The 18,081-nt window shown below is 66.1% G+C and carries 20 protein-coding genes and 1 riboswitch; of the genes, 11 read left to right on the top strand and 9 right to left on the bottom strand.

What is annotated here, in order from left to right:
* Positions 1-2 precede the first annotated feature (2 nt).
* Both MNAB215_RS05535 and MNAB215_RS05530 read right to left on the bottom strand, forming a co-directional pair.
* Entirely contained in the window at positions 3-524 is a 522-nt protein-coding gene (locus MNAB215_RS05535; protein ID WP_077077804.1) for a hypothetical protein, read from the bottom strand.
* A gap of 93 nt (positions 525-617) precedes the next feature.
* Complete coding sequence (locus MNAB215_RS05530) at positions 618-1,169, bottom strand: serine/threonine protein kinase (protein ID WP_077077803.1); 552 nt, start codon at positions 1,167-1,169, stop codon at positions 618-620.
* Positions 1,170-1,324: 155 nt separating this feature from the next.
* Between MNAB215_RS05530 and MNAB215_RS05525 the strand changes: the two genes are divergently transcribed.
* The 6 genes from MNAB215_RS05525 to MNAB215_RS05500 all read left to right on the top strand — a co-directional run bounded on the left by MNAB215_RS05525 (position 1,325) and on the right by MNAB215_RS05500 (position 7,236).
* Complete coding sequence (locus tag MNAB215_RS05525) at positions 1,325-1,669, top strand: CD225/dispanin family protein (protein ID WP_077077802.1); 345 nt, start codon at positions 1,325-1,327, stop codon at positions 1,667-1,669.
* Between the two features lie 104 nt (positions 1,670-1,773).
* Positions 1,774-2,109, top strand: coding sequence for a DUF2752 domain-containing protein (locus tag MNAB215_RS05520; RefSeq protein ID WP_083746057.1), 336 nt, complete (start codon positions 1,774-1,776; stop codon positions 2,107-2,109).
* A 52-nt stretch (positions 2,110-2,161) separates the two neighbouring features.
* Complete coding sequence (locus MNAB215_RS05515; protein ID WP_077077800.1) at positions 2,162-3,661, top strand: M28 family metallopeptidase; 1,500 nt, start codon at positions 2,162-2,164, stop codon at positions 3,659-3,661.
* Positions 3,658-5,130, top strand: coding sequence for a M28 family peptidase (locus MNAB215_RS05510; protein WP_077077799.1), 1,473 nt, complete (start codon positions 3,658-3,660; stop codon positions 5,128-5,130). The genes MNAB215_RS05515 and MNAB215_RS05510 overlap by 4 nt, the downstream gene beginning before the upstream one ends.
* A gap of 138 nt (positions 5,131-5,268) precedes the next feature.
* Positions 5,269-6,729 (top strand): neutral zinc metallopeptidase, encoded by a 1,461-nt coding sequence (locus MNAB215_RS05505; RefSeq protein WP_425436424.1) that lies wholly within the window; start codon positions 5,269-5,271, stop codon positions 6,727-6,729.
* Positions 6,730-6,807: 78 nt separating this feature from the next.
* Positions 6,808-7,236 carry a DUF4190 domain-containing protein gene (locus MNAB215_RS05500; protein ID WP_077077798.1) on the top strand — a complete coding sequence of 143 codons (429 nt, stop codon included), beginning with the start codon at positions 6,808-6,810 and terminating at the stop codon, positions 7,234-7,236.
* 12 nt (positions 7,237-7,248) lie between these two features.
* On the opposite strand, the gene MNAB215_RS05495 is transcribed toward MNAB215_RS05500, so the two are convergent.
* From MNAB215_RS05495 to MNAB215_RS05485, 3 genes are read right to left on the bottom strand one after another with little or no spacing between them, the layout of a single operon-like run.
* Complete coding sequence (locus MNAB215_RS05495) at positions 7,249-8,124, bottom strand: LLM class F420-dependent oxidoreductase (RefSeq protein ID WP_077077797.1); 876 nt, start codon at positions 8,122-8,124, stop codon at positions 7,249-7,251.
* A gap of 16 nt (positions 8,125-8,140) precedes the next feature.
* Positions 8,141-8,578 (bottom strand): MarR family winged helix-turn-helix transcriptional regulator, encoded by a 438-nt coding sequence (locus MNAB215_RS05490; RefSeq protein ID WP_077077796.1) that lies wholly within the window; start codon positions 8,576-8,578, stop codon positions 8,141-8,143.
* 51 nt (positions 8,579-8,629) lie between these two features.
* Positions 8,630-8,854 (bottom strand): hypothetical protein, encoded by a 225-nt coding sequence (locus MNAB215_RS05485; protein ID WP_083746010.1) that lies wholly within the window; start codon positions 8,852-8,854, stop codon positions 8,630-8,632.
* 37 nt (positions 8,855-8,891) lie between these two features.
* Between MNAB215_RS05485 and MNAB215_RS05480 the strand changes: the two genes are divergently transcribed.
* Positions 8,892-9,149, top strand: coding sequence for a hypothetical protein (locus tag MNAB215_RS05480; protein ID WP_077077795.1), 258 nt, complete (start codon positions 8,892-8,894; stop codon positions 9,147-9,149).
* A gap of 3 nt (positions 9,150-9,152) precedes the next feature.
* Here the strand turns inward: MNAB215_RS05480 and MNAB215_RS05475 are convergent, their stop codons facing one another.
* The 3 genes from MNAB215_RS05475 to thiC all read right to left on the bottom strand — a co-directional run bounded on the left by MNAB215_RS05475 (position 9,153) and on the right by thiC (position 12,258).
* Complete coding sequence (locus MNAB215_RS05475; RefSeq protein ID WP_077078444.1) at positions 9,153-9,785, bottom strand: alpha/beta hydrolase family protein; 633 nt, start codon at positions 9,783-9,785, stop codon at positions 9,153-9,155.
* A gap of 8 nt (positions 9,786-9,793) precedes the next feature.
* Entirely contained in the window at positions 9,794-10,621 is an 828-nt protein-coding gene (thiD, locus tag MNAB215_RS05470) for a bifunctional hydroxymethylpyrimidine kinase/phosphomethylpyrimidine kinase (protein WP_077077794.1), read from the bottom strand.
* On the bottom strand, positions 10,618-12,258 hold the full coding sequence (gene thiC / locus MNAB215_RS05465) for a phosphomethylpyrimidine synthase ThiC (RefSeq protein ID WP_077078443.1): 1,641 nt from the start codon (positions 12,256-12,258) through the stop codon (positions 10,618-10,620). The genes thiD and thiC overlap by 4 nt, the downstream gene beginning before the upstream one ends.
* A riboswitch (TPP riboswitch) is annotated at positions 12,249-12,359 on the bottom strand. It overlaps the preceding gene by 10 nt.
* Before the next feature lie 146 nt (positions 12,360-12,505).
* On the opposite strand from thiC, the gene MNAB215_RS05460 reads away from it, so the two are divergent.
* The 4 genes from MNAB215_RS05460 (at position 12,506) to MNAB215_RS05445 (ending at position 17,792) form a co-directional block, all read left to right on the top strand.
* Entirely contained in the window at positions 12,506-13,159 is a 654-nt protein-coding gene (locus MNAB215_RS05460) for a PAS and ANTAR domain-containing protein (protein WP_077078442.1), read from the top strand.
* Between the two features lie 67 nt (positions 13,160-13,226).
* Entirely contained in the window at positions 13,227-13,589 is a 363-nt protein-coding gene (locus MNAB215_RS05455; RefSeq protein ID WP_077077793.1) for an STAS domain-containing protein, read from the top strand.
* Complete coding sequence (locus MNAB215_RS05450) at positions 13,586-17,473, top strand: SpoIIE family protein phosphatase (RefSeq protein ID WP_077077792.1); 3,888 nt, start codon at positions 13,586-13,588, stop codon at positions 17,471-17,473. Before MNAB215_RS05455 ends, MNAB215_RS05450 begins: the two co-directional genes overlap by 4 nt.
* The gene (locus MNAB215_RS05445; RefSeq protein WP_077077791.1) at positions 17,466-17,792 is read left to right on the top strand and encodes an STAS domain-containing protein; all 327 of its coding nucleotides are present in this window, start codon (positions 17,466-17,468) and stop codon (positions 17,790-17,792) included. The genes MNAB215_RS05450 and MNAB215_RS05445 overlap by 8 nt, the downstream gene beginning before the upstream one ends.
* Here the strand turns inward: MNAB215_RS05445 and MNAB215_RS05440 are convergent.
* A complete protein-coding gene (locus MNAB215_RS05440) occupies positions 17,789-18,064 on the bottom strand; it encodes a hypothetical protein (protein ID WP_108637576.1) in 276 nt (91 codons plus the stop codon). The genes MNAB215_RS05445 and MNAB215_RS05440 overlap by 4 nt on opposite strands.
* Positions 18,065-18,081 lie beyond the last annotated feature (17 nt).

Below are 18,081 nucleotides of genomic sequence, written 5' to 3'. Positions count from 1 at the left end.
GATCAGCCGTTGGCCTGCCACCACTTGTACAGGCCCGCCGTGTCGCCGTTGCTCGCGCGGACGAAGGCCAGCACGTTCTTGGCATCCACCGTCCAAAGGACCTCGGCCTGACCCGAATCCGTCCCGCACGCCACCTGTCCGGCCGAATCGGTGTTGCTGCCCTGGTGCCACGTGGTCGGCGACGACGCGGTGCCGCAGTTGGCGAGGGTGTCGCTGCTAATGAGTTTGGTGAACGAGCTGGCCGTGTCGGCGCTGTTGCTGAACAGGAAATACTTGCCACCCATCGGACCGCTGGAGTCAGAGTTTTGTCCACACTGCACTACCGCGACCACAGTGGCGGTAAAGGAGCCCTGGACGTCGCTCACCTTTTGGGGCGAGCAATTGCTGGGGGTGTAGCCCTTCGACAGCGCGCTGTTCAGCGTGTCGTTGGGGTCAGCGTTGGCAATGGCTGTGCCCAGGCAGGCGAAACTGCCCAGGAGTGCTGTGGCCGTCGCGGCTCGCAGCACGTTGGTGAGATACGGCATCCTGCAACTCCTTTTGCCCGACTGCGGCGTAGCTAATTAACATCGGGATTGTATTTGCGTCCCACCCCGAAAAATAGTGTTTTCGAATTGTGGTCAGCCGTTGGCCCGCCACCACTGGAACAACGATCCAACGTCGGTGTTGGACGCGCGGATATAGCTCAGTATGTTCTTGGCGTCATTGGTCCAGATGATCTCGGCGCCGTTCTGGTACGTCCCGCATGCCACCGATCCCGCACTGGTGGTGGAACTGCCCTGGTGCCAGGAAGTGGGCGACTGGCCCTGGTCGCCGCACGCCGTCAAGACGTCGTCCTTGATGCTGTTCTTGAATACGGTGGCCAAATTGCCGCCATTGGTGAACAGGATGTACTTCGCCTGAACGGGCCCACTGGGGTCGGGGCTTTGTCCGCACGCGAGTGAAGCCAATTCACCGTTGATGATGTTTTGCGGCGTGCAGTTATTGAGGCCGTAGCCTTTTGACAGCGTGGCCGCCAGGGTGTTGAGATCTGCCGGACTCGCGGTGGGAGTGCTCGAGGTCGGAGTAGTGGTGGGGTCCGCATTCGCCGTCGCGGCGGCCATGGCGACAACCACGCCGCCCGCGAGCGCCGCAGCCGTCATGACGCGCAGAGGCGCGGCGAGATGGGGCATCCGATGGACTCCTTGGCGGTTTGCTAAAGGGATCGTAGGCCACGCCTGGGCCGGGCAGTACATTCCGCCACTCAAGGAAACCGTGCCGGGTTGCCGGGGCTCCGGTAGCGTAGGCACCGCCAGACGCCAGCTAACTTTTTTCGAGTGGAGAATCCATGACCGCACAGCCGCCCCCGCCCGGATACCCACCGCCACAGCCGGCCGCTCAACAGCCCAACAACTACTTGGTCTGGGCGATTCTGGCGACGGTGCTCTGCTTCCCGATCACGGGAATCGTGGCAATCGTCAAGGCCGCCTCGGTGAGCGGGTTGTGGGCCCAGGGCCGCTACGCCGAAGCCCAGGCAGCCGCCGACAGCGCCAAGAAGTGGGTGCGGTGGTCGGTCATCATCTGGGTCGTCCTCGTCGTCGTCTACCTGGCGATCATCGTGATTGTCATGGTGACCGCGCACCCCGAGAACCCAGCGCCGGCGTCAATGTCGATGCTGATGGGGACCTTCTAGCCCGACGCTGCTTGACGGTGACTCGTCCACGGCTTGCCCCGCATGGTCTCGGCGCCCCACTGGTGGTGGTGGCGTCGGCGACCGCGGCGTGCGCTGCCATCTGGATGGGCGATCCGACCACCCCCCACGGTCCGCTGCCGGTATGCCCCACCAAGGCGTTGCTGGGCATTGACTGCCCCGGCTGCGGCAGTCTGCGGATGCTGTATTCGCTTATGCACGGCAACGTGATCGCGGCCGCCAGGTTCAACGCGTTGGCTTTAATGGCCGTGGTGCTCTTGGTCTGGGCTTACCTGGCGTGGACCTACGGTCGGGTGACGGGCCGACGAATCCGAAGCTGGCAGCATTGGCGCTGGGCGCCAATGCTGACACTGGGGCTGGTCCTGGCGTGGTTTGTGGTGCGCAACATTCCGTTCGCGCCGTTCAACTCGCTGTATGTCTGACTTCTGCGTGTACGGAGCCTGATCCGCAAGGCGCGGTCTAACGTTGGGCTCGATGGTGAACAATTCGAGGACGATCCCGGCCGTGCTTGCTGTGGTCGCTCTCGCTGCGGTGCTGGTGGGCTGCTCTCATCGTTCGGCGAACTCGCAGCAGGCGACCGCCAACCCCGCCGCGACCGAGTTCGCCGCCGCACTGCATAAGAAGGTCACGACGGACGCGATGATGGCGCACCTGTCCAAGCTTCAGGACATTGCCAACGCCAACAACGGCACCCGGGCAGTCGGCACGCCGGGCTACGACGCCAGCGTCGATTATGTGGTGAATACGTTGCGCCGCACCGGTTTTGACGTGCTGACGCCCGAGTTCTCGGCGCGGGTGTTTCACGCCGACAAGCCCGTGGTCTCCGTCGCGGGCCGGGCCGTGGAGGCGCGCGCACTGGAATTCACCCTGGGCACCGGCCCAGACGGGGTGAGCGGGCCGCTGGTGAGCGCGCCGGGTGGTGACCGGCAGGGCTGTGTGGCCCCCGATTACGACACACTGCCGGTACCGGGCGCCGTGGTGTTGGTGGACCGCGGCACCTGCCCGTTCGCTCAAAAGGAAGACGCCGCGGCACAGCGTGGCGCCGTGGCGATGATCGTGGCCGACAACGTCGACGAGCAGGAAATGGGCGGGACACTCGGGGGCGCCACCGACGTCAAGATCCCGGTGGTCAGTGTGACCCGCTCCGTCGGAGTGCAGCTGCGCGCCCAGCCCGGGCCGGTCACCATCAAGGTGACGGCGAGCACCAAGAGCTTCAAGGCACGCAACATCATTGCGCAGACCAAGACGGGCTCGCCCACTGACGTGGTGATGGCCGGCGCGCACCTGGACAGCGTGCCGGAGGGTCCGGGTATCAACGACGACGGTTCGGGGGTGGCCGCTGTGCTGGAAACCGCTGTCCAGCTGGGGAATTCACCACAAGTGCACAATGCGGTGCGGTTCGGCTTCTGGGGCGCGGAGGAACTCGGCCTGATCGGGTCACGCAACTACGTCGAGTCGCTGAACTCCGAGGACCTCAAAAACATTGCGCTGTACCTGAACTTCGACATGCTCGCGTCGCCGAATCCGGGCTACTTCACCTATGACGGGGATCAATCCCTGCCCGCGGACGCCCGCGGTCATCCGGTGGTGCCGGAGGGCTCGGCCGGCATCGAGCGCACGCTGGTCGCCTACCTGAAGACGGCGGGCAAGACCCCGCAGGACACGTCGTTCGACGGCCGCTCCGATTACGACGGATTCACCCTGGCCGGTATCCCGGCGGGCGGCTTGTTCTCCGGCGCGGAGGCCAAGATGTCCGACGAACAGGCGAAGCTGTGGGGCGGAACCGCGGGTGCGCCATTCGATCCCAACTATCACCAGAAGACCGACACTCTCGACCATGTCGACCGCACCTCGCTGGGCATCCAGGGAGCCGGGGTGGCCTACGCCGTGGCGCTCTACGCGCAGGACCTCGGCGGCCGCAACGGTGTTCCGGTCATGGCCGATCGTGTCCGCCACACACTCTCGCGGCCATGACCGGCCGCCTGAGAGCAGCGGTGCTGCTCATCATTCTGGTGGTGACCGGGTGCTCGTCGCCGCATCGGGCACGACCCGCTGCCGCACCCGATCTGAGCAGAGAGTTGGCCGAAAAGGTCACCGCGGAGCGGATGTTCACCCATCTGCACGCGCTGCAGGACATCGCCAACGCCAATAAGGGGAGCAGGGCGGACGGCACACCAGGCTACGACGCCAGCGTCGAGTACGTCGCAAAAGCGCTGCGCAACAGGGGGTTTGATGTGTCGACGCCGCAATTCGACCGGTTGTACCCGATTTCGCCGGGCAAGCCGACATTGACGGTCGCCGGGCGCAGCTTTCAGGTCGATCAGGCGTCGCTGTTGGTCCGGACACCTCCAGGCGGCCTCACCGGACAACCGGTTCGCCCCATCGCGCCATCGGGATGTGCGGTCGGCGATTACCCGGCCGCCTTGCCGCCGGGGGCGATCGCCTTCGTCGATGACACCAGCTGCTCGGTGGTGGACAAGCAAAAGACCGCCGTGGCCAAGGGCGCGGTCGCGCTGATCGTGGTCAGCGCCCCCAACGCCCAGGGAGCCCCGCCGACGTTGTTCAACCCCGGCTATTTCAAACAGCTGACCGTGCCGGTCGCCGTCGTCAGCGACTACGGCGGCAAAGCGCTGGCGCAGGCGAGTGCCCCGGTACATCTGGTGCTCGATGCCGAGAACATCAAGATCACCTCGCGAAACGTGCTGGCGCAGACCAGGACCGGCTCGCCGAGTGACGTGATCGTCGTCGGCGCGCACCTCGATAGCCCACGGGACAGTCCGGGGATCAACGACAACGGATCCGGTGTGGCCGCGGTGCTGGAAACGGCGCTGCAGCTGGGACCGCTGGCCCCGGTCACCAACGCGGTGCGTTTCGTGTTCTGGGGAGCCGAGGAGGATGGCCTGGGCGGCGTCATGGACTACCTGTTCGGCCTGGATCGCGATCAACTCAACGACATTGCGATGTACCTGAACTTCACCATGCTGGCGTCGCCCAACGCGGGCTTCTTCACCGATGACGGCGATCAATCCGGTCCACCCTCGCCCGGGATCGCCCCGAGCGACGTCCCCGACGGCTCGGCGGGTATCGAGCGCACCCTGGCCGGCTATCTGAACCTGGCCGGGAAGCGGCCCGCGGTCATGCCGCTGAACCCCCGGGCAGACTACCACCCCTTCATGGTCGCGGGCATCCCGGTCGGCGGGATGACCGCGGGCGGCGCACAGCCGAAAACCACTGTGCAAGCACGACTATGGGGCGGGCAGCCCGGCGTGTGGTTCGACCCCAACTTCCAAACTCCCCGCGACACGGTCGACAATGTCAACCGGGATGCCTTGGCGGTCATGGGTTTTGGCGTGGCGTCCGCGGTCGGTAGCTACGCGGACTCGATCGGCGGGGCCAACGGCGTGCTGCCGCACGACAAGCGGCACCGCGCCCGGCTGCCCTGAGGGCGGGTCCGGCGCATTTTCAACCGGTAGACCCAATTCAGGTTGTGTGGTTTGCTGGGACTCGCATTTTTGCTACGCCCTGAAAGCTTCGGATCTAGAATGAGGTCCCTGAAGATGCTGTCATGCAGGCCGGTCGGGATGGGGTTGGTCATGAAGATCCGGGCCATCCTGAGGGCGGCAATCGCCTGCGCAACGACGGTGGTTGTCGTTGCGGGGTGCAGCACGATGACCCAGGGGCGGGCCCTGTCGATGCTCAACGACCCGTTCCGGGTCGGCGACCTGCCCGCCACCAACGGCCCGAGCGGCATCCGCGCGAATGCGCCGGCGCCCAACGGCACGGTGGTCAACACCGACAACGGATCGATCGACAAATTGTCGTTGCTGTCGGTCAACGACATCGAGGATTACTGGAAGTCCGTCTACAGCCAGTCGCTGAAAGGCACCTTCCTTCCGGTCGGCAAGCTGGTGTCCTACGACTCGAACAGTCCGAGCAGTCCGATCGTTTGCCACAACGACACCTACAAACTCGTCAACGCCTTTTTCACGTCGCGCTGCAACTTGATCGCCTGGGATCGCACGGTGTTCATGGCCGTCGCGCAACGCTATTTCGGCGACATGTCCGTGACGGGTGTGTTGGCGCACGAGTTCGGACATGCCTTGCAGCAGATGGCGAAACTCGTGACCAGATCCGATCCCACTATTGTTCGCGAGCAGCAGGCCGACTGTTTCGCGGGCGTTTATCTGTACTGGGTTGCCGCGGGCAAGTCGTCGCGGTTCACCCTGAGCACCGCCGACGGGCTCGACCACGTGCTGGCCGGCATCATCACCACCCGCGACCCGGTTCAGGATGCCGACACCGTCAACGACGACGAGCATGGGACCGCCCTGGATCGGATCAGCGCGTTCCAGATGGGGTTCGTCACGGGCGCTTCGGCCTGCGCGGGTATCAACAAGCAGGAGATCGCCCAACGCCGCGGTGACCTGCCGACCGCCTTGCAGGCCGATCCCAACGGGGACACCGGCACCGGTGAGGTGCCCATCGACGAAGACACCCTGTCAACGCTGATGGAATTGTTGGGAAAGGTGTTCTCGCCCAAGAATCCACCGACGTTGTCCTACAAGGCGGCCGGTTGCCCGGATGCCAAACCCAGCCCGCCGGCGTCCTATTGTCCGGCGACCAACACCATCGTCGTGGACCTGCCCGGGCTGACGCAGCTGGGCAAGGTCTCCAGCGAAAGCGAAGACACCCTGCCGCAGGGTGACGACACCGCACTCTCGGTGGTGATGTCCAGATACGCGCTGGCGGTGCAGCACGAACGAAATCTGCCGATGCAGAGTCCGTGGACCGCGCTGCGGACCGCGTGCCTGACCGGCGTCGTGCACCGCAAGATGGCCGAGCCGATCGAGACGCCCTCGCAGAAGGAGTTGTTGTTGACCGCCGGCGATCTCGACGAAGCCGTCGCCGGTTTGCTCACCAACCACATGGTTGCCAGCGACGCGGACGGGACCAGCGTGCCGGCCGGCTTCACGCGCATCGCGGCATTCCGCGGCGGCGTGGGAGGAAACATGGACGTGTGCTACTCCCGATACCCCGCATAACGGACGAAATCAATGAGCGACAAGCAACGACCTGCGGCGTAGAGTGTGTCCCACTTGACCCCAGCCTAGGAGGCGTCCTTGTCGGATCAACCGCCCAGCTACCCCCCGCCGCCGCCGGGTGGCTATCCGCCTCCGCCAGGACCGGGGTACCCCCCGCCGCCGGGGCCGGGCTACCCGCCGTCCCAGCCCGCCTCGGGCACCAACACTTTCGCCATCGTGTCGTTGGTGGCGTCGTTGTTGGGGTGGATCTGTGTGGGCGTCGGGTCCGTCGTCGGGGTGGTCTTCGGCTTCCTCGCGCTGAACCAGATCAAGCAGACTGGTCAGAGTGGCCGCGGCCTGGCGATCGCCGGAATCGTCATCGGCATCATCTCGATCGTGGGCGGCATCATCTACTGGATCATCGTGATGATCACCGCCGGCAGCAACACGCAGGTGAATACCAGCACGCCGCCCGCCGTCGTGATCACCGTTGACCAGCAGTCGCCCATGGCTGCTGTCGCAGCGTAAAACTGCGGGCGCTCAACCTATCTCGGTGAGCCTGGGTACCAATTCGTCGCAGAGCCGGCGGATATGGCCGACCGGGTCGGGGTTTCCCGGTAGGGGACCGACGTTGATCATCTCGATCCCGAGGTCGGCGAAGCGCTGCACGGTCTTCAGGTATTCGTCGATGTCCTGGAACGGATCGAGCGTCGCCAGGCCCCCGCACGTTTTGCGGATGTCATCGGGATCGCGACCTGCGTTGTCGCAGTGGCGGTTCAGCACGTCGATCTTGTGCTTGACCGCATCGACATCGGACTCCATGCTGTTCCACACGTCGGCGTACTCTGCGACCAGCCGTAGCGTCTTCTTCTCGCCGTCGCCGCCGATCAGAATCGGAGGACGGCGGATGGGTCGTGGCTCGCAGATTGTCTCGGCCAGCTGATAGTGCTTGCCGTCATACGGCCCGTCATCGTCGCTCCACATCTGCAGGCAGATCTGCAGCGTCTCTTCGAGCATCTCGAAGCGCTCGCGCAGCGGCGGATACGGAATGCCGAGTGCCGCGTGTTCGCGGTCGTACCAGGCCGCGCCGAGTCCCAGCATCGAACGGCCCTGCGACAGCACGTCCAGCGTGGTGACGGCCTTGGCCAGCACGCCCGGATAGCGATAGGTGACCCCGGTGACCAGCAGGCTCAGGTCGATCGATGTGGTCTGCGCGGCAAGGAAACCCAGCGAGGTATAGCCCTCGAGAAACGGGTCCTTGGCCGGACCGAGGTTTTCCATCTGCAGGAAGTGGTCGGCCAGGGTGAACAGCGTCGCTCCGCCTTGTTCGGCGGCGACGGCCGCGTCGGCCAATATCGGGCCCAGCTTCGCCGGGTCGCCCGGCAGGAAGTCGATAAAGTGCACCGCTAATTCCATTGCAATCAGCGTCCTTTCATGATTCGGTCAATCGCTCGAGCAGGGATAGCGCGTCGAGGATGATGCGTCGTTCGGGCTCGGAGTAGCGATCTTGCATGGCACGTGCCAGCCACTCCTCGCGCACCTGATGGTCGCTCTCGGCGCGCGCGCGGCCCGCCTCGGTCAACGAGAGCACTTGGCGCCGACCATCTTCGGGGTCGGGTGTGCGCTCGATGAGCCCGCGTTGGTACAGGGCGGCCACGATGGTTGCCATCGATTGGGGGCGTACCCGCTCCGCGCCGGCCAATGCGCTGGCCGACGATGCCCCCTCTTTCCGGAGCCGGGTGAGTACCGCTGTCTGTGACGGTGTCAGATCGCCGTCGATCGCGACATCTCTCAACCGACGTCGTAGTCGGCCGAACACCACCCGAAGGTCCCGGGCGGCGACTCCAGCGGATTCGCCGATGCCTTCCATGGCGCCAGCCTAAAGTAATCAGTTAAAACTGTCCAGTTTCAGCTGACTAAATCACGTCATGCAGACGTTGGAGAACAACAACACCGGCCAGGAAACGATCGCGCCGAGGAAAGACACCACGAGGTCCGCGCCCTGCATCCCGCGCAGATGGTCGGTGTGCGTCGACGACCAGAGCAGCCCGACGATGCAGTACGGAATGCCAAGGAACACGGCGACCGATATCCACTCGGCCACCGTCATCTCGTAATTCAGTAGTTGCCGCAGTTTGGCGATCACGTGCCTGCCTCCTCTTCCCAGCCGGTACGTTGCGAAAATGGCTTCCATTCGGCGGGTGCTCCAGCGTCCAGTGTCGGTCCAAGCGCTCCTGGAGTTCGGCATTTGGCTTGCATTGCCCTACCTCATCTTCGGATTTCTCTGGGCGGTCCTCCACGGCGACAAGGTCCAGGCGTTGCAGGAGGCGTGGACCAACGTCGTGCCCGCGGGAGCGGACGTTGCCGCGTTCGGCGAGGCGGCCGCGCTCTGGCCCGTGATGTTGTTGCTGCCCTCCACATGCGGGGCGCCCGGGCACTAGCTGTCAGCGCAAGAGTCGCAGCGCCGCCTCGACGGCCAGGGCGGGCACGTCGAGGGTCTTCGAACGCAGGTCGTGGCGTGCGCCGGTGATGTCGACGACCTCCGTCGGCGCGGCGATCAGCGCCGCAGCTTCGCGTACCTCCTCGGGTGTGCCGAACGGGTCCGAGGTGCCGTGGGTGAACACGGTGGGCACCGTGATGTCTGGCAGATGTTCGGTGCGGCGTCGTTCCGGCTTACCCGGTGGATGAACGGGATAGGAGAACAGCGTCAGGACGTCGACGCGCGGGGGCTTCGTCTCGGCGACCACCATCGACGTCTGGCGGCCGCCATAGGAATGGCCGCCGGCAATGAGCGGGCCATCGATAAGGTTGCCGCACAGGGCGATTGCCTCCTCGATTCCCGCGCGGTCGGCCGCCGCGGACCCGGACGGCGGACCGGTGGGCCTGCGCCGCCGATAGGGGAGGTTGTACCGGATCGCCAGCCAGCCGCCCCTGCTCCATTCGTCGCAAACCCGTTGCAGCAGTTCGGAATCACGATTGCCACCGGCCCCGTGGGTGAGCAGCACAATTCCTCTCGGGCGCCTGAAGGCGTCCGCTTCGGGTTCGTGTGCCACGCCCGCGATCTCGTCGAGGTTCACGTGCGCAATCATGAGAGCCGGAAAAGCGGTGAGACCGGGCCATGCCCGCGGCCCAGCGGATAAGCGGCGCGCAAACATTCGGTGACCCAGCGCTTCCCGAACCCGACCGCGTCGGGCACAGAGAAGCCGTAGGCCAGCGCGCACGCGACCGCTGCGGCCAGCGTGTCCCCGCCGCCGTGGTCGTCACCGGTGAGCAGTCGCGGCGAGTCGAACTCGTAGAAGTCGGCACCGTCATAGAGCAGGTCACAGCTGCGCTGCGACGAGCGCAGGTGGCCGCCCTTCACCAGCGCCCATCGCGGACCCAGCGCATGCAGGGCCTTGGCCGCCGCCCGCTGCGACTCGGCATCGACCACCTCGATGCCCACCAGCAGGCGCACCTCGTCGAGATTCGGCGTGACCAGCGTGGCCCACGGAAACAGTTGGTCGCGAAGCGAATCCAGCGCCGAAGCGGCCAGCAGCGGGTCGCCATGCATGGATGCGCAGACGGGATCGACGACGAGCGGGACCGTCAATTCGAGGCGGCGCCAGGTGCTGGCCACCGCCTCGATGATGCGCGACGACGCCAGCATTCCGGTCTTGGCGGCCTGGATGCCGATATCGGTGACGACGGCATCGATCTGATCGGCCACGACATCGTCGGGAACTTCGTGAAAACGCTGGACTCCCAACGAGTTCTGTACCGTTACCGCCGTCACCGCCACGCACGCGTGCAAGCCCAGCATCGCTATCGTGCGCATGTCGGCCTGAATGCCCGCGCCGCCCCCCGAGTCCGATCCGGCGACGGTCAGCACCCGCGGCGGGGTGGTGCCCGCCGGCGGCAGCGGCAGGTAATTCACTGCGTGAGCGGCAGATACACCCGATTGCCGTGCTCGGCGAATTCGGCCGACTTCTCTGCCATCCCGGTGGCGAACATGGCCTCGATGTCCTCTTCGGTCTCCAGGCCGTGCTTGGCGGCGTAGTCGCGGACATCCTGGGTGATGCGCATCGAGCAGAACTTCGGGCCGCACATCGAGCAGAAGTGCGCCGTCTTCGCGGGCTCCGCGGGCAGCGTCTCGTCGTGGTACTCCCGCGCGGTGTCGGGATCCAGCGACAGCGCGAACTGGTCGTTCCAGCGGAACTCGAAACGCGCCTGCGACAACGCATTGTCGCGGTCTTGGGCGTGCGGATGGCCCTTCGCAAGATCGCCTGCGTGCGCGGCGATCTTGTAGGCGATCACTCCGTCCTTGACGTCCTTGCGGTCGGGCAGCCCCAGGTGTTCCTTGGGTGTCACGTAGCAGAGCATCGCGGTGCCGGCCTGGGCGATGATGGCCGCGCCGATCGCCGAGGTGATGTGGTCGTAGGCCGGCGCAATGTCGGTGGCCAGCGGGCCCAGCGTGTAGAACGGGGCCTCCTCGCACCATTCCTCTTCCAGCCGCACATTCTCCACGATCTTGTGCATCGGGACGTGTCCCGGGCCCTCGATCATCACCTGCACGCCATGGGATTTCGCGATCTTGGTCAGCTCACCCAGGGTGCGCAGCTCGGCGAACTGCGCGGCGTCGTTGGCATCGGCGATCGACCCCGGTCGCAATCCGTCGCCGAGGGAGAACGTCACGTCGTAGCGGGCGAAGATCTCGCAGAGCTCGTCGAAGTTGGTGTACAGGAACGATTCCCGGTGGTGCGCCAGGCACCATGCCGCCATGATCGAGCCGCCGCGGGACACGATGCCGGTGACCCGCTTGGCGGTCAGCGGGACGTAGCGCAGCAGCACGCCGGCGTGCACGGTCATGTAGTCGACACCCTGCTCACACTGCTCAATCACGGTGTCGCGGTAGAGCTCCCAGGTCAACTCGGTCGGGTCGCCTTTGGTCTTTTCCAGCGCCTGGTAGATCGGCACGGTGCCGACCGGCACCGGCGAATTGCGCAGAATCCACTCGCGGGTCTCGTGGATGTTCTTGCCGGTGGACAGGTCCATGATGGTGTCGGCGCCCCACCGGGTGGCCCACACCATCTTGTCGACCTCCTCGGCGATCGACGATGTCACCGCCGAGTTGCCGATGTTCGCGTTGACCTTGGTCGCGAATGCCTTGCCGATGATCATCGGCTCGATCTCGGGGTGGTTGTGGTTGGCCGGGATCACCGCGCGGCCACGGGCGACCTCGTCGCGCACCAGCTCGGCGGCCATGCCCTCACGGGCGGCGATGTAGGCCATCTCGGCGGTGATCTCACCGGCACGCGCCCGCTGCAGCTGCGTGCCGCGGTCGCGGATCACGCCGGGGCGCGGCGGCAGCCCGGCCGCCAGGTCGATCGAGGCATCAGGGTCGGTGTAGGGCCCGGACGTGTCGTAGAGGTCGAAGTGGCCTCCGGTGGACAGGTTCACCCGCCGCAGCGGCACGCGCAGACGAGCGCCGCCGGGGGTGTCCAGTTCGCGGTAGGCCTTGCTGCTGCCCCAGATGGGGCCGGTGGTCACGGATGGTTCGACGATTGCGGTCATTTTCATCTCCCTACGCCGGCATTACCCGGTCAGGTTCGTACGGTCGACGGCCCCGAGCCGTCCTCTCAGCGCCCTTGGCGTGCGCTCCCGCGTGGATTGATGGTGTGTCTTCGATTCACGCTAGCGCAGCCGGGCGGTGAAGTCCCGTCCGGAACGGGGCCAGTAGCAGGTTTACCGAGGCGATGGAACAATTCGTGGCGTGGCCCACTCTGCTTCGACACGTACTGACGCCGGTGCGCGCGAAGTCCTGCCGGCCGTCGATGGCGCCGACGAGTACGTCAACGTGGGTGAGTTTCGCTTCTGGTTCGTCGGCCCGCGCTGGGAATGGTCCGACGAGGTGGCGCTGATGTACGGCTACGAACCCGGCTCGGTGGAACCGACCACGGAATTGCTGCTATCCCACAAACATTCAGACGACCGTGCCCACGTTCAGGATCTGCTCGATCGCGCACTGCATTCGGGGGGTTCGTTCTCCAGCCGTCACCGATTTCTCGACACCGCAGGCGTCGTGCACGACGCGCTCGTGGTGGCCGACCGCATGCTGGACGACAGCGGTGCGGTGGTGGGAACAGCCGGGTATTTCGTCGACCTCACCGATACCTTCCATGACAACCGCCGAGAGGTCCTCGACGAGGCCCTGCCCGATCTGGTGCAGGCCCGCGCCCTTATCGAGCAGGCCAAAGGTGCGCTGATGGCCGTGTACCGGCTCACCGCCGATCAGGCCTTCGCCGTGTTGCGATGGCGTTCGCAGGAGACCAACGTCAAACTGCGTGAGCTGGCCAAGCAGGTGCTCGACGACCTCGCCACGCTGCCGTCGTCGGCGCCGGACGTGCAGAGCGCATTCGACCATCTGCTGCTGACAGTGCACGAGCGCATCCAAGGGGCGGGATCTGACGGTTAGGGCCGCCATCGAGTTAAGCTCGGGACACCTGGGACGGCGGGCCGGGCGTAACGCAACAGGTGGGCTGATGGAATTGCTAGTAGTCGATTGTGAGGTTCGCCCGGAGGCGGTCGTCGTCAGCGCCAAGGGCGAATTGGATTCCAACACGGCCGAACAGTTCGCCGCCCAACTCGACGCCGGGCTGCGCCAAGCCGCAACCCACGCGGGTCGGCTGGTCATCCTGGATCTGGACGGACTGAGGTATTTCGGCAGTGCCGGCCTCAACGCCGTTCTGGACTGTCACCGCAGCGGGGTTGAAGCCGGAACGACAGTGCGGGTGGTCGCGGCCAACCCCGTCGTGGTGACGCCCATTCAAGTCACCAAGCTGGACGAGGTGCTGGCGCTGTACCGGTCGTTGCCCGACGCGCTGCAGGGCATCAGCGATCCGTGAGCCAGGAGCTGCCGCCCGATCTGGTTGCCGCCGTCGCACTAGGCGATGAGATGGGCCGGTTGTTCGCCGAATTCGATTGGGCAGCACACCCTTTAGGGCCGCCTGCAAACTGGCCGGCCGAGATGCGCACCACCGTGGCGACGACGCTGACGTCTCGGTTTCCGATCATCCTGTGGCTGGGGCCGCAGGATCTGTTCACGATGTACAACGAGGCCTATGTTCCGATCCTCGGCAACAGGCACCCGGCGGCGCTGGGCGAGCGTGGCGAGGAAGTCTGGTGGGACATCTGGGACTCGATCGGCCCGATGATCGCCAGCGTCATCGACACCGGCAAGGCGGTGTGGGTGGACGACATGATGTTGTCGGTGATCACCGCCGGCCGGCGCCAGGAACGATGGTTCACGTTCAGCTATGGCCCGTTGTTCGGTGACAACGGCGTGGTGTACGGCGTGGTCGCCACCGTCGCCGAGACCACGGAGCGGGTATTGAGCGAGCGCCGGTTGCACGTCCTCAATGCGATGGCGTCGGCGACGATGGAGAGCCGCAGCGTCGACGATGCGGTGAACGGCGCCCTGTCGGCGTGCGCTCAGCAACCCGCGGATCTGCCGTTCGTCGCCGTCTACGTGGGCGACGACACCGGCGAAGCGGATACCGCCGAGATCACGCTCCGTGGCGCCACGGGAGTGGTGTTGCCGCTGTTGCCGCGCACGCTGGAGGAATTGACCGACTGGGATCCCGCGCAGCGGTCGCGCTTGGAGACGCGGCTCATCGAGGACGTTCCTTCGCTAATACCGGGGATCGTCGACGTGCTGGGCGCCGATCACCCGGAGCAGGCCCTGGCGCTGCCGCTCGGCGAGGGGTCGATGACCGGCGCGCTGGTGGTGGGAGTCAACCCGCGTTGCCCCCTCAACGCTCAATACCGGGGCTTCTGTCAACTGCTCGCCGACCGGTTGTCCGCCGCGATCGCGTCGGCGGTCTCCTACGAGCACGAGCGGCAGCGCGGGGATGCGCTCGCCGAACTGGACCGTGCGAAGACGGCGTTTCTGACCAACGTCAGTCACGAGTTCCGCACCCCGCTGACGCTGTTGCTGGGTCCGCTCGATGATGCGCTGGAGGGGGCAGGCCCCGACGCGCTGCTGACCGACCGGTTGGGTACCGCACGGCGTAATGCACAACGGCTGCAGCGGTTGGTCGACTCGCTGCTGGACTTCTCCCGGATCGAAGCGGGTCGCGCGACAGCGAAATTGGTGTGCACCGACGTGGGTGCGCTGACGTCGCTTATCGCGTCCTCGTTCAGCGAACTCTGTGAACGCGCGGGGCTCGAGTTGATCGTCAACTGCGATTCCGTGCCGGCCGAGGTCGATCCGGCGATGTGGGAAACCGTCATGCTCAACCTGCTGTCGAACGCGGTGAAGTTCACCATGGGCGGCTCGATCACCGTCGAGGTGCACAGCGAATCGACGGAATGTCGAATTACTGTGTGCGACACTGGAGTTGGCGTCACGAAGGCGGATCTCAAACGGCTTGGCGAGCGATTTTTCCGCGGCGAGAACGCACGCGGCCGCAGCGTCGAGGGAACCGGAATCGGTTTGTCGGTGGTCCAGGGCCTGGTTGAGCTGCAGCATGGCACCGTGCAGATCGCCAGCGAGCTGGGCCGTGGCACCACGGTCACGATCCGGCTGCCCCAATCGATCGACGGCACCCCGGTCGAGCTTCGGGCCGCCGGGCCGGCGGACAGTCCGTACGTCGTCGAGGCAGACCAGTGGTTGGCCTCGACGGCCGACACCGAGTCGACCGACGACGGGCGCGAGTTGGTGCTCGTCGCCGACGACAACGCCGACATGCGGGCTCACCTGGAGCGCGTGTTATCGCCGCACTGGCGAACGGTGTTGGTGGCCGACGGCGAGACAGCCCTGCGGCGCACCCGCGAGCTTCGCCCGGCCGCCATCGTGACCGACGTGATGATGCCGCTGCTCGACGGCTTCGGCCTCGTCACGGCCATCCGTGCCGATCCCGACCTGGCCGCCACGCCGATTCTGATGTTGTCCGCCCGCGCCGGCGTGGAGGCCGTCAGTGAAGGCTTCGCCGGCGGCGCCGACGACTACCTGCCCAAACCGTTTCGCTCGCAGGAACTGGTCGAGCGGGTGGCGGCACGCTTGTCGGCCGCCGCCCGGGAACGAGCCGGCCGGCGGTCAGACGAACTCGAGGCCCAGATCGCCGCGGCGCACCTGCAACTCGATGCCGCGTTGCAGGCCGCCGATTCCGTCACGGCAATCGTGGATGCGCTGGTGGATTCGCCGCTGGGCTCAGGCGGCGCCAAGGCTGTCGTGCTTGGCGTGCTCGATGCCGAAATCAACAGTGTCCGTTTCGAGTACGGGGGAGCGGTGCCGGCCGAACTGCGCAGTCGCTACCATCTCGCGACTTTGGACACGCCGCTGGTGCCAATCGACGTCATCAAAACCGGTGAGCCGATGGTCATCACCGACACATTGCGCCTCGGCCCGCGGTATCGCCACGTGGTGGACGAAACCGCGGCCGAAGCGCGCTCCGGCGTCAGCCAGCCGTTGCGCGGCCGCGATGGCGGCGTCATCGGCTCCCTGGGTTTGTTGTGGGGCGCACCAAAAGATTTCGACCCCACAGAGCTCGAGACGTTCGCACGAACGGCTGAGCTCGTCCAGTCCGCGCTCGACCGTGTTCGCGTCATGGAACGCGAACACCGGATCGCCGTGGACTTCCAGGAGCATCTGCTCGACCTGGACCGCGGATCGACGGCCGCCGCGGTCGCGGCGTGTTATCAGCCGGCCGGAAAGACGATGCGCGTCGGCGGTGACTGGTATCTGGTTGCGCCGCTTGATCTTCCGGGACGGGTCGCGATATCGGTCGGCGACGTGGTCGGTCACGGTCTGCACGCGGCGACCGTGATGAGCAGGCTGCGCGCCGCGGTGGCCGCCACCGCCCTGACCGACCCGGATCCCGGGGCGGTGCTGGCGACACTGGATAGGTACGCGGCCACCGTGCCGGGGGCACGCTGCGCGACGGTGAGCTACGGCGTGATCCACACCGACGTGCAGACCGACGGCACCGACGTCGCGCGGATCAGCTATATCTGCGCGGGCCATCCGTATCCGTTGGTGGTGCCTCCCGACGGGCCGCCGGTTTTCCTGCAGTCAGGGCGGCGTCCGCCGGTGGCGGCGTGGGAAGGCCACGACGTCCACCACGTCGCCGAGCACGATCTGCCGGCGGGCAGCTGGGTGCTGTTCTACACCGATGGACTCATCGAGCGGCCAGGCGAACCCCTCGATGAGGGGTTCGCGCGGCTGCGCACGGCCGTGGCGCAGTGTGCCGACCTACCGGTGGGAGACATCTGCGACGAGTTGATCGATCGGATGGCGCCGCCCGGGGGCTACACCGACGACGTCGTCGTCCTGGCGTTGCGTCCGTGCCACACCACCGCGCGCAGTTTCACCGTGGTGCTACCGACTGGGCTGGCGCACACCATCGACGCGCGGCATCAGCTGCGCCGCTGGATGCGTGCGATCGGTATCGACCGGCAGCGGGAATCCGAGATCCTGCTGGCCATCGGCGAAGCGCTGACCAATGCGGTCGAGCACGGCAATCGGGAGGTCCCCGGCCAGACGGTGTCCATCGAGGCCTTTGTGCGCGGTGGCACGCTGGCGGCGACGGTCAGTGATGCCGGCCGGTGGACGGGAGATTCCTCGTTCAGCCAGCGCAGCCGCAAGCGCGGACGCGGGCTGACGCTGATTTACGGGCTCACCGATCACGTCGACACCGTGCGCACCTGGCAGGGCACCCGGGTCACGCTGCGTTTCGACCATGCGCTGGGCGCCGACCGCAATCTGCCCGAGGGGACAAGCAGTGGGTAGCTCGGTGTTCACCCTGCACGAACTCGGTGACGGACCGACGGCCGTGGTCGCGGCCGCCGGCGAGATCGACGCGACCAATGCCGACGACTTCGCGGAATCGGTCGGGGCGTTACCGGGTCCCCGGCCGGTCATCTTGGACCTGAGTGGGCTGCACTACCTGGACAGCGCGGGCTTCGCCGCGTTGGACCGCTTACTCGGGCAGGGCGCCGCCATCATCGTCGTCTCGCCGGAAAGTCCGGTGCACAGCGCGGCGCAGCTGATGGAGCTGCCCTTTCACCATGACGCCGAGGCCGCGCACCGGGAGCTGCAGCAGCGCTAGACCTCTTCCATCGCTTCGCCGAACTCCTCCAGGAGCCGGTTGTGGTGGTTGCTGGCCAGCACGTGTCCGGCGGCGATGACCAGCGCCACCGGCCAGTCGATGAGTTCGAGGGCCGCCAAGGCGGCCAGACCGCCGTAATACGCCAGCTGCTCGGGCCGCGGAATCTCGGTCCGGCCCAGCACCGGAAGGTTGATGACGAAGGTTTCGCCCTCGCGGATCTTCTCCACGGCCTCGGCCTGAGACGCCCTTTGACGAGCTTTCTTTTCCGCCATCATTTGCCTTTCAGTAA

This window comes from Mycobacterium numidiamassiliense, from assembly GCF_900157365.1.
Lineage (GTDB): Bacteria > Actinomycetota > Actinomycetes > Mycobacteriales > Mycobacteriaceae > Mycobacterium > Mycobacterium numidiamassiliense.
The sequence above is the reverse complement of the archived record's forward strand: the minus strand, read 5'-3'. Positions and strand labels throughout refer to the sequence as shown.